This window comes from Rhabdochromatium marinum, assembly GCF_016583795.1.
Lineage (GTDB): Bacteria > Pseudomonadota > Gammaproteobacteria > Chromatiales > Chromatiaceae > Rhabdochromatium > Rhabdochromatium marinum.
Map to the genome: position 1 here is coordinate 1 of NZ_NRRS01000137.1, position 2788 is coordinate 2788.

The window sequence follows — 2788 nt, forward strand, 5'->3', positions numbered from 1 at the left end:
TGAGCAAGTGCTTGAACGCATGCCTTGGCCGGCTTGGCCGGCTCGACGACGACCTCGACCGGCAAAGCGCCCCTACCTGATGCCTGTGGCGGCTTAGCAACAATGGACCAAGGCATGATCAAGGCCTTGGGCGCTACCCGCTGACGACCCGGTGGGCGGGTTAAATACCCGCCTTTACCCGATTAGCCTAGATATCGATTTTCATTCCTCTGACCAAAAACGCGCAGAGTTCTTTGAATTGACCATGATCCACCATGCCGTTCCTGCTACGCTTTTCCAACCCGAAAAGTCATCGTTTTGATCTGGTGGGGGTGGGCAGGAGTAAACAATGCCGCTGTCTTGTCCGCCCATCTTGCGGCTATTCCAGAGAATCCGAAAAGCCTTTCGCCGATTCCCGGATCGTGAATAGGCCATAGCTACACCCAAAGACCCCTCTGACCAAGCAAGGGGTATGTCAGGCCAGAAAACTCCCTCGACATATCCTACCCACGGCTTGTATCCATCAATCATCTTGATGCGTCCTTCAATGTCGCACGTTACCCGGTGAAAAAAGGTGTCTGTATACTGAAGATTTTCTCCAGGAAGCTCAGTGTGTATTTTATCAATGAATGTCAAAGAGCTATCTGACTTTTCGTGTTCACCGATGCTACGCAGAAATATCGAACCCCAAGAAGCAGCATCCAAAGATCGAACAGGATCGCCGATTCCTTGCTGGAAAGTTCCATAGTCAAGGTTATAGTGATTTGCTAGAAGTGAAGCCTTGATGCTTTCAGCCGCTTCTGAATAGGAACTGTTGCCGGTTATCTTGCCAAGATCTCTGAGAAAGAAGTAAGTGTCGATATTATGCTCTGTTGAGAACCACTCGACATCAGGTCCTCCTTTAACTGAACTTCCAACAGCTTGTGGGACGAGCATTGTCAAGACCCAATTCGCGATACCTTCCGCATCGGTTTGAAATTGGCTGTCTCCGGTTACGTATTGGTAGAAAACAAATGCGTAACCAACCCACGAAATCGCACCGGTGCGATAGGATTCATGAGTAAAAAGATCGTGGGTATTATGAGAAAATCCGAGTTTGCCATCCGGTTCAATCAAGTTAGACAAGGCTCTTAAAGTCTTTGCTGCAGCGTCATATTCTCCTTCCATTGTAAAGGAAATGACTGCTACAGCATCATCATAGATGAAGGAACGACTAAACAAATAGGGATAAACTGGATCATTCGGTGGAACAATATAGCTAAGGACAAGTCCTTCGCGACCAGGCGCCGGATTAGGTACGACGCTGTTTGGAATCTGCTGGTTGAGCAGCCAATCTGTTTGCTTATGCGTATGCGTAGGTCCGGCGTATCCCGTTCCAACGACAAAAAAAAGGATCACGACAAGAACAGCAACGTTTAATCGCATTGTAAAGTCTCCTGTCTCCTATAGGGGTCGCTCTTGGGTTAACGCCTCGCGTCACCGAACGCAAAAAGCAGAGCGACGAAGGTGCGGCGCTTTTTGCGGTCCGAGTGCATAATATTGTAGTACACCCAGCATAGGCATGAACTGATGGGGTGCGAGTCCCCTGTAGGAGGATCACCGTCTGGTCTCTGATCAGGCGAGAACGACTAGCGAAGGGCAAGGGCCGAGCCGCGAGCCTACGAACAGAAACGTCATAGAAGGCCGAGCCCGGGGGGCGAGCTAGCCACAGAGAGCGAAGCCCAGTGATCCGACATGGGTACGGTAAATGGCGAGGTTGTGCAGAGAACGTTCATGTCGCAAATCCTAAGGAGATCTGTCTCGCGAGCGGTCCGTGTGGCTATGGGAGTCGCACTGAGGCCCCGTCCGAAAGGGCTGGAATCGCCATCGAACCCTAAGGGAGCTGTGGTCGCCAAGGGAGCCGGACTGAGGGCCGACGCGAAAGCGTCGGAATCACCACCGGACCCTACCGTGACTCGGGCAGCGCGTCGGGTGGCAACGCTCGGCGTGATGGGACAGAAGTCAGCAGACGGCCTAGTAGCCAAACGCCCACCGTAATGGGTGGGACAGGGTGAAGGCCCGAACCTTCGGCAACGAGTGAGACGTGCGTATCTCATCGACCGTAGCGCACCCGACCGGGTGAAATGGTCTTGGCAATACGTCGCGTAGCCAGCGTTGAAGGCGGTCATTCTATGGTTGTCCTTTCCAATCCGGAGGACGCGCCCCGTGCGGACCCGCATGCGGGGTGCTGTGGAAGCCGGGGGAGAAAAACCCCCGGCGACCCGATTAGGCTATTGATTGTGGGCTGATTTAGTGCTTGGAAAATAATTCCATCCAAGCCCCTTAAAATTCGTCCCGCCTCAGGACCAGACAGCCATCCCGGCAGAGGACAATCAAAAACCCTTATCCGCCCTTCGCCTCCAGGTGCTGTTGAAGAACGGCAACAACAGCGCCATACCCGGCACCCCGGGCGATATCAAGGGGCGTTTTCCCCGAACGGTAATCGCCGCTGCGTACGGGCACCCTGTAGGAGGCATCGGCCCCCTTTTTGAGTAGAAGCCGCACAAGCTTCTCGTTGCCATTGGCAGCGGCAATAATCAGGGGCGAATGCCCGTCTTTACAGGCCAGATTCACATCGGCACCATGATCCTAAAAAGAGCAGTTCCCACCCCTCGCGAGCGGTTTTTCGCTCCCGATTACGGGCATCTGGGGGGCACTGAATCGGCTACGCCGGCGCAGGCAGGGTGTCCGGCGGGCGCAATTGACGCCCATTGAGAAACTTTTCCAGTGCCCGAGACAGAATGCGGTACCACCGCTGGAGCGGAGTCAA

Annotated in this window: 2 protein-coding genes; both read right to left on the reverse strand. The window is 53.8% G+C overall.

The genetic code is table 11. The features are described 5' to 3' along the window. Window positions 1-201 precede the first annotated feature (201 nt). Window positions 202-1404 carry a hypothetical protein gene (locus tag CKO36_RS18705; protein ID WP_200286420.1) on the reverse strand — a complete coding sequence of 401 codons (1203 nt, stop codon included), beginning with the start codon at window positions 1402-1404 and terminating at the stop codon, window positions 202-204. A 957-nt stretch (window positions 1405-2361) separates the two neighbouring features. Continuing rightward, window positions 2362-2592, reverse strand: coding sequence for an ankyrin repeat domain-containing protein (locus CKO36_RS18710; RefSeq protein ID WP_338053524.1), 231 nt, complete (start codon window positions 2590-2592; stop codon window positions 2362-2364). Window positions 2593-2788 lie beyond the last annotated feature (196 nt).